The sequence below is a fragment of the Exiguobacterium sp. TNDT2 genome, assembly GCF_003331145.1.
Lineage (GTDB): Bacteria > Bacillota > Bacilli > Exiguobacteriales > Exiguobacteriaceae > Exiguobacterium.
The window spans coordinates 1-6,890 of record NZ_QLVE01000052.1 but is presented as its reverse complement, the minus strand read 5'-3'; the positions used below and the strand labels follow the sequence as shown (position 1 = coordinate 6,890).

8 protein-coding genes, 1 tRNA gene and 1 other RNA gene are annotated in these 6,890 nt (G+C 46.2%); 8 read left to right on the top strand and 2 right to left on the bottom strand.

Annotated features, from left to right (window positions below):
- Window positions 1-75: 75 nt before the first annotated feature.
- Window positions 76-165: transfer RNA gene (locus DPV68_RS14360), tRNA-Ser, on the top strand.
- Window positions 166-331: 166 nt separating this feature from the next.
- Window positions 332-1,330 (top strand): hypothetical protein, encoded by a 999-nt coding sequence (locus tag DPV68_RS14355; RefSeq protein WP_114167453.1) that lies wholly within the window; start codon window positions 332-334, stop codon window positions 1,328-1,330.
- 42 nt (window positions 1,331-1,372) lie between these two features.
- Here the strand turns inward: DPV68_RS14355 and DPV68_RS14350 are convergent, their stop codons facing one another.
- Window positions 1,373-2,044, bottom strand: a complete 672-nt coding sequence (locus DPV68_RS14350) for a deoxynucleoside kinase (protein ID WP_021065290.1) — start codon at window positions 2,042-2,044, stop codon at window positions 1,373-1,375.
- Window positions 2,041-2,676: a deoxynucleoside kinase gene (locus DPV68_RS14345; RefSeq protein WP_114167452.1), complete on the bottom strand. Its 636-nt coding sequence runs from the start codon at window positions 2,674-2,676 to the stop codon at window positions 2,041-2,043. The genes DPV68_RS14350 and DPV68_RS14345 overlap by 4 nt, the downstream gene beginning before the upstream one ends.
- Before the next feature lie 121 nt (window positions 2,677-2,797).
- On the opposite strand from DPV68_RS14345, the gene tadA reads away from it, so the two are divergent.
- The 6 genes from tadA to DPV68_RS14315 all read left to right on the top strand — a co-directional run bounded on the left by tadA (window position 2,798) and on the right by DPV68_RS14315 (window position 6,567).
- A complete protein-coding gene (gene tadA / locus DPV68_RS14340) occupies window positions 2,798-3,298 on the top strand; it encodes a tRNA adenosine(34) deaminase TadA (RefSeq protein WP_114167451.1) in 501 nt (166 codons plus the stop codon).
- A gap of 53 nt (window positions 3,299-3,351) precedes the next feature.
- An RNA gene (gene ffs / locus DPV68_RS14335) (signal recognition particle sRNA large type) lies at window positions 3,352-3,620 on the top strand.
- 94 nt (window positions 3,621-3,714) lie between these two features.
- Window positions 3,715-5,391: a DNA polymerase III subunit gamma/tau gene (gene dnaX, locus DPV68_RS14330; protein WP_114167450.1), complete on the top strand. Its 1,677-nt coding sequence runs from the start codon at window positions 3,715-3,717 to the stop codon at window positions 5,389-5,391.
- A gap of 15 nt (window positions 5,392-5,406) precedes the next feature.
- Window positions 5,407-5,724, top strand: a complete 318-nt coding sequence (locus tag DPV68_RS14325; RefSeq protein WP_034781885.1) for a YbaB/EbfC family nucleoid-associated protein — start codon at window positions 5,407-5,409, stop codon at window positions 5,722-5,724.
- A gap of 22 nt (window positions 5,725-5,746) precedes the next feature.
- Window positions 5,747-6,346, top strand: a complete 600-nt coding sequence (gene recR, locus DPV68_RS14320) for a recombination mediator RecR (protein ID WP_021065285.1) — start codon at window positions 5,747-5,749, stop codon at window positions 6,344-6,346.
- Window positions 6,343-6,567, top strand: a complete 225-nt coding sequence (locus DPV68_RS14315; protein ID WP_034781883.1) for a YaaL family protein — start codon at window positions 6,343-6,345, stop codon at window positions 6,565-6,567. The genes recR and DPV68_RS14315 overlap by 4 nt, the downstream gene beginning before the upstream one ends.
- Window positions 6,568-6,890 lie beyond the last annotated feature (323 nt).

Genomic DNA, 6,890 nt, shown 5'->3' with positions numbered 1-6,890 from the left:
AGGGGTGTAATAGCCTGCGTGGGTTCGAATCCCACCACCTCCTCCACTTTCTTTTTTTTACACTTTTTTAAGCCTGGAGTTGTACCCAAGCCCGGCTGAAGGGGACGGACTCGAAATCCGTTAGGAGTCGTAAGGCTCGCGTGGGTTCGAATCCCACCAACTCCGCTTGTTTTGGCATCTGCATGGGCAGATGCGTTTTTTTATGGTCGTAGACTCCGGTCTGCGGCTTTTTTTGTTTGTGTCAATCCAGCGAAAATCAGCTAATCTGTTGCTCCATCGGGAATCTTATTAGTGTAGACTGTGATATCGCAATGGGAAGGAGGTGGGCGTCATGGAGTGGATTGAGATGTATATCGATGAGGTCGTACGGCATGTTCCTCCGAAACGGCGCGAGGAGGCGGCTACCTCGATTCGGCAATCGATTGAGCTGGCATTGCCCGAACACCCGACTGAGGCAGACGTGAAACGAGTGTTAGAGGAGATGGGACATCCAACCGTCGTTGCCGCACGTTATAAGGAAGGACAGTATGTCATCGGACCACGTTTTTTCCCAATGTATGTGACCGTTATTAAACTTGTTGTTCCAATCGTCTTAGCTGTCGTTTTCTTCGGTCTCGTGTTGTCTAGCATGCCAACGTTCTCAGGACCGCTCATGCTGACGATCGGCACGTTTTTGACGAATGTGTTTGATACGTTATGGGATGTCGGGATTCAGCTCGTGTTTTGGATCACGCTTGTATTCTTTTTAATTGAGCGCTATGCACCTGATGATGTACCGGCGCCAGATATAAAATGGGATGTGTCCAAACTGAAAGAACGGGTGAAGGGCGGTCGAATCAGTAAATTTGACGCAGGGTTCGGGTTGTTTTGGACAGCTGTGTGGTTTGGCGTGTATATTAACGCCGAACAGTTACTAGGGATTTATGAATCTACGAACGCGGGGTTCATGATGATCACTCCCATCTTCAATCAAACGTTCCTGATGGATGTGATTTGGTTATTTGTGACCGTCATCTTGCTTCAAGTCGTACTTGGGGTATGGAAGTGGATGAACGGACATTGGACGTATGCGCTCGCTTCGTTTAATTTGATTTACAATATTGCCTCGGCCACATTCATCATTTGGATGGCGAGTTCTCCACAGTTGTTCGATCCACGCTTTTTAAATTGGCTGGAGACGAATGTCCCGAACGGGGTTAATTCGTTTGAATGGGTGTTCGGCTTGGTCGTCGCCATCACGATTTTGGCAGCCGTATTCGATTCCATCGATGGATTCCGAAAAGCTCGGAAGACACCGACGTATCGGAAACCTCATATCGCCCACACGTAAAAAGAAGGTGCACCGCTCAAGCGAGCAGTGCACCTTCTTTACTTATCTGACTTTCGCTTCGCGAGCGATCGTCAATTGTTTCTCGATTTTCTCAAGGATGAGTTCGACCGAGTTAGGGTCATTGATCAAGTCATACTCTTCAATAGAAAGACGAAGGACCGGGCAAAGATTGAAGTTGTTGATCCATTCTGTGTAACGGGCGTACATCTCTTCCCAATACGTGATTGGTGTTTGTTGCTCCATCTCACGGCCGCGCATTTGAATGCGGTCGAGTACTTGCTCGAATGAGCCTTCAAGATAAATGAGAAGGTCAGGGTGTGGGAAGAATGGTGTCAGTACCATCGCTTCAAACAAACTTGAGTACGTTTCGTAGTCGGTTGGAGACATCGTCCCTTTTTCATAGTGCATTTTAGCGAAGATGCCTGTATCTTCATAAATTGAGCGGTCTTGGATAAAGCCGCCGCCGTATTGGAAGATTTTCTTCTGTTCTTTGAACCGTTCAGCCAAGAAATAGATTTGAAGGTGGAAACTCCAACGCTCAAAATCATGATAAAATTTATCGAGATAAGGGTTCGTGTCTACTTTTTCAAGTGAAGTGCGGAAGTTGAGGGCATCGGCAAGTGAGTTCGTGATTGTTGATTTACCGATTCCAACCATTCCACCGATCGTGATGATCGTATCGTTCGGAATGTTATATTTTTCATTCAGCGTCATTTGATTTGTGCTCCTTTAGTCAATTCTAATTCACGTTCGATCGTCGAGAGGACGTGCGTCAAATCATCCGGGTTCTGGACGAAGTCGAGCTCATCTCCGCTAAACGAAAGAATCGTCACTTCGGGATGCGTCGCACGGTATGATTCGATAAACGTTTCGTAATCATGAGCGAGCTGTTCGAGGTAATCGCGAGACATGTTCTCTTCTACTTCACGTCCACGCAAGGCGACACGTTTCATCAATGTTTCGATGCTGGCGTGCAAGTAGATGACGACATCAGGTTTCGGCATATCGTGTGTCAAAATCTTATAGATTTGCTCATATTTGTTCAAATGAGCTGGTCTCAGAGAACGGTGAGCGAAAATTAAGTTCTTGAAAATATGATAGTCAGAAACGACGGATTGCTGTTGACTCAAGTGGTGTTTGTGGATATCGTCTAATTGCTTGAAGCGATTGCAAAGGAAGAACATCTCCGTTTGGAAGCTCCATTCGTCGATATCTTCATAAAACTTGCCGAGAAACGGATTCTCTTCTACAATTTCATTCAGCATCTGCATTGAAAAGTGCTGACTGATGATATGGGCCAGTGACGTTTTCCCGACACCAATCGGTCCCTCTACCGTTATAAACATATGATGTCATCCTCCATTATCCAAAGTGCAAGTTCCATTCTAGCATACAATGAAGGGGATAGGGCGAGCGAAATGATTTTCATTTTTTTTCATAATATGTGATCAGAAACGGAGTGTGTATATGGAACGAGATGAACGATTTATGAGGCTCGCCATAGAAGAAGCAAAGAAGGCAGAAGCAATCGGCGAAGTGCCAATCGGATGCGTCATCGTTAAAGGTGATGAGGTGATTGCGGTCGGCCATAATCGTCGGGAAACCGACTTGTTGGCAGCGGCTCATGCCGAGATGATTGCGATTGAGCAGGCAAACCAGACGCTCGGCAACTGGCGTTTAGAGGATTGTGAACTGTTCGTCACGTTAGAGCCGTGTCCGATGTGTGCGGGTGCCATCGTGCTGTCTCGTGTAAAGCGGGTCATCTTTGGTGCCCACGATCCGAAGGGTGGATGTTGCGGGACGCTCATGAACCTCGTCCAAGACGAACGCTTCAACCACCAAGCTGAAGTAACTGAAAATGTTTTAGCAGAAGAGTGTGGGGAGTTGCTGACGATCTTCTTCCGAAACCTTAGAGAACGGAAGAAGCAGGCGCGGCTTGAACAGAGAGGTTGCAACTCATCTGATTAAACAGTATAATGTAATAGCACTCAACGTAGTGCCTAACTTCATTTACCCATTTGCCGTGCTAGGCGGGGAGGTAGCGGTGCCCTGTAACTCGCAATCCGCTATAGCGAGACTGAATTCCGATTCGAGGGAGTGCATTGGTGTGGCCTGTCCTCGTGTAAGTGGCGTTGACGTCTGAGTCCTGCGCAACGGTCACCCATGAACCAGGTCAGGTCCGGAAGGAAGCAGCCTTAAGTGGTGACGTACCGTGTGCCGCAGGGGTGCTTGGGCCGAGCAAACTGCATGAGTAACGCACATTGACGTGCTTTCAGAAATCGGTGCGCGGCAGATTTATTTAATAACTTCAATCTACGGCCCCAGGGTTGTAGATTTTTTTGTATGATGAAATAGAGAATGTAAGGAAGAAAGGAGGCGGGGACATGGCGTATCAAGCGTTGTATCGGGTTTATCGTCCGCAGTCGTTCCAAGAGGTTGTCGGTCAAATTCATATCACACGCACGATTCAAAATGCGTTGCTTGAAGAACGAATGTCACATGCCTATTTGTTCTCGGGTCCACGAGGGACCGGTAAGACAAGTTTGGCGAAAATTATCGCGAAAGCCATCAACTGTGAGACAGCACCCACACGAGAACCGTGTAACACGTGCCCGACTTGTATCGCAATCACGGAAGGGACAAGCCCAGACGTGTTTGAAATTGATGCGGCTTCAAATAACGGGGTCGACGAGATTCGAGAAATCCGGGATAAAGTCAAATATCCGCCTTCTCAAGCTCGCTTCAAAGTATATATCATCGATGAAGTGCATATGCTTTCGACAGGTGCCTTCAACGCCTTGTTAAAGACGTTAGAAGAACCGCCGGCGCATGCCATCTTTATTTTGGCGACGACAGAACCGCATAAAATTCCAGCAACTATCATCTCGCGTTGTCAGCGTTTTGATGTGAAACGGCATGAAGTCAGTCAATTGCAGACACGTATGGCATATATCTTGAACGATCAAGATTATGACTATGATCCAGAGGCGCTCAAGCTGATTGCCCGTGCTGCCGATGGTGGGATGCGCGATGCACTCAGCCTACTCGATCAAGCACTCGCTTTTAGCGATGGCCGTTTGACCGAAGACGCTGTGCTAGAAGTGACCGGCGCGGTGACAGATGATGCTCTGCTCGATATGGCTTACGGCTTACAGCAAAAGCAACTTGATCAAATTTTGAGTACGTTGGAAACGATGCTGCGTGAAGGTAAGGATTTGAAGCGATTCATTGAAGATCTCGTATTCGTTCATCGTGACGCCTTACTATTAAAGGCCTCACCTCAAGCGATCGATTTACTCGAACGCGCTCGTCCGACAGAGACGTTCCGACAATTTGTTGAAGCGACGTCGACAGATGAACTATTCCAAGTGATTGAAGAGTTGAATGATTGTCAGCAACAGATGCGATTATCGAATCATCCGAAAGTTTTGGTAGAACTAACGTTTATTCGTATCGCCGAACAAGGGCGGACGATGACAGAACAGATGAAACAACTTCAAGAGCAAGTCCGTGAATTGAGTCGCGAGTTGAGTGAGGTCAAAAAAACGGGAGTCCCTGCAGCGGAAGCAATAACAGAGAAACCTAAAGTTGCCAAGCGAACTCAAATTCGAGTCCCGAAGGAACGTATCCGTCAATTATTGCAACGAGCGGAACGACAGCATTTAAACGCAATACGTGATAGCTGGGAAGATATCATGGGGAATATCCGAACGCAGGATGGTCCAATTTTTGCACTATTCTATGAGAGTGAAGCTGTGCTTTGTGCTAGTGACACCTTACTGGTACAATTTAAAGATGGGATGACGTGGCACTACGAGCAAGTTAGCTCGAACGGTCGCACGCGAGACGTGATTGAGCAAGCCTTGTTTGAAGTGACGGGAATTCGTCGAGAAATCATGGCCGTACTAGAGACCGATTGGGTTGAGTTGAAGAATGAGTTCATCCTTCGTAAACAAGCTGAACGTTCGGATCAAAAAGAAGAGGAAGTGGTTGAAGAAGATCCACTTGTCTCAAAGGCCCTCGAACGTTTTGGTGACGTCGTTGAAATTGAAGAAGTTTAAAAGGAGGCGCTCTACATGCGTGGAATGGGAAACATGAACAACATGATGAAGCAAATGCAGAAAATGCAGAAAGATATGGCGAAAGCTCAAGAAGAATTGAAAGACTTGACTGTTGAAGGTACGGCAGGTGGCGGCATGGTAAAAGTTATCGTCAGTGGACATAAAGAAGTGCTAGATGTCATCATCGCTGAAGATGCTGTCGATCCAGATGACGTCGAAATGTTGCAAGATCTTGTTTTGGCAGCAGTTAACGACGGGATGAAGCAAGCTGACCAACTCGTTAATGACAAAATGGGACGTTTTACGCAAGGGATGAACCTTCCAGGCTTTTAAGTGAAGAAAGGAACGATGTGAGTTGCAATACCCTGAAGCGATCGGACGTTTGATTGAAAGCTTTACCAAATTGCCGGGCATTGGTCCGAAAACTGCCATACGTCTAGCATTCCACGTATTAGATATGGAAGAAGACGATGTGCTGACGTTCGCTAAGGCTCTTGTCAGCGCTAAGCGTGATATTAAATATTGTACGGTATGCGGGCACATTACAGATGTTGACCCATGCGCGATTTGTACGGATTCCCATCGCGACGAGACTGTGGTCTGTGTTGTTCAAGATTCTAGAGATGTGATTGCGATGGAGAAGATGCGAGAGTATCGTGGGAAGTACCATGTCTTGCATGGGGCGATTAGCCCAATGGAAGGGATTGGCCCTGAAGATATTAACGTATCGAGTTTGTTGACGCGCCTTCAAGAGAATGAAGCGATTAGTGAAGTGATTTTGGCCACTAACCCGAATATCGAAGGGGAAGCGACTTCAATGTATTTGTCCCGACTCTTAAAACCGACTGGGATTCGTGTAACGCGTCTGGCGCACGGTTTACCTGTAGGCGGCGATTTAGAATATGCGGATGAAGTGACCTTATCAAGAGCGATGGAAGGTAGACGCGAACTATGAGATGGTTTCGCAAACCTCTCCGAGACGGATATGACCAACGATTTTTGTTAGAGCTGTTAGATGCTAAGGCGAAGTACGAATCGAAACGTCACATACTTGAAGTGAGTATCGAAGACACTGGGGAATTAGCAGCGCAAGTTAAACAAGCGGAAGCATTGTACTTCTTTTATTTAAAAGAGGCGAAGCAACGCAAAGTTTCACTTTCGAATTTAAGATCGTAAGGCGAGATATTCCATCTCGCCTTTTTATATGCCGAATGGTTAGGTCCATTCAACGGTCACTTTTTTCTCTATATAATGAAGGAACTAGAAACGCGTTCATCATTTCCTACAAAAAACGCAGAGACTGAAAAATAATTTAAAGTTTTTCTGAAAAAGCTATTGTGCATTTAAAGTTTTATTGATATATTAATAGACGTCGCCGAGAGCGGTTTTAAAAATCTAAAAAAGATATTGACTTCTTGTTAATAGCTTGTTAAGATATTTAAGTCGCCAAGAACGACAGACGAACTTTGAAAACTGAACGATGAGGCAAAAAAAGTTTT

Bases quoted from the DNA above. Each gene is read 5' to 3' on its own strand.
- dnaX (WP_114167450.1), top strand. From the start codon at position 3,715: ATGGCGTATCAAGCGTTGTATCGGGTTTATCGTCCGCAGTCGTTCCAA.
- DPV68_RS14325 (WP_034781885.1), top strand. From the start codon at position 5,407: ATGCGTGGAATGGGAAACATGAACAACATGATGAAGCAAATGCAGAAA.
- tadA (WP_114167451.1), top strand. From the start codon at position 2,798: ATGGAACGAGATGAACGATTTATGAGGCTCGCCATAGAAGAAGCAAAG.
- DPV68_RS14315 (WP_034781883.1), top strand. From the start codon at position 6,343: ATGAGATGGTTTCGCAAACCTCTCCGAGACGGATATGACCAACGATTT.
- DPV68_RS14345 (WP_114167452.1), bottom strand. From the start codon at position 2,676: ATGTTTATAACGGTAGAGGGACCGATTGGTGTCGGGAAAACGTCACTG.
- DPV68_RS14350 (WP_021065290.1), bottom strand. From the start codon at position 2,044: ATGACGCTGAATGAAAAATATAACATTCCGAACGATACGATCATCACG.
- DPV68_RS14355 (WP_114167453.1), top strand. From the start codon at position 332: ATGGAGTGGATTGAGATGTATATCGATGAGGTCGTACGGCATGTTCCT.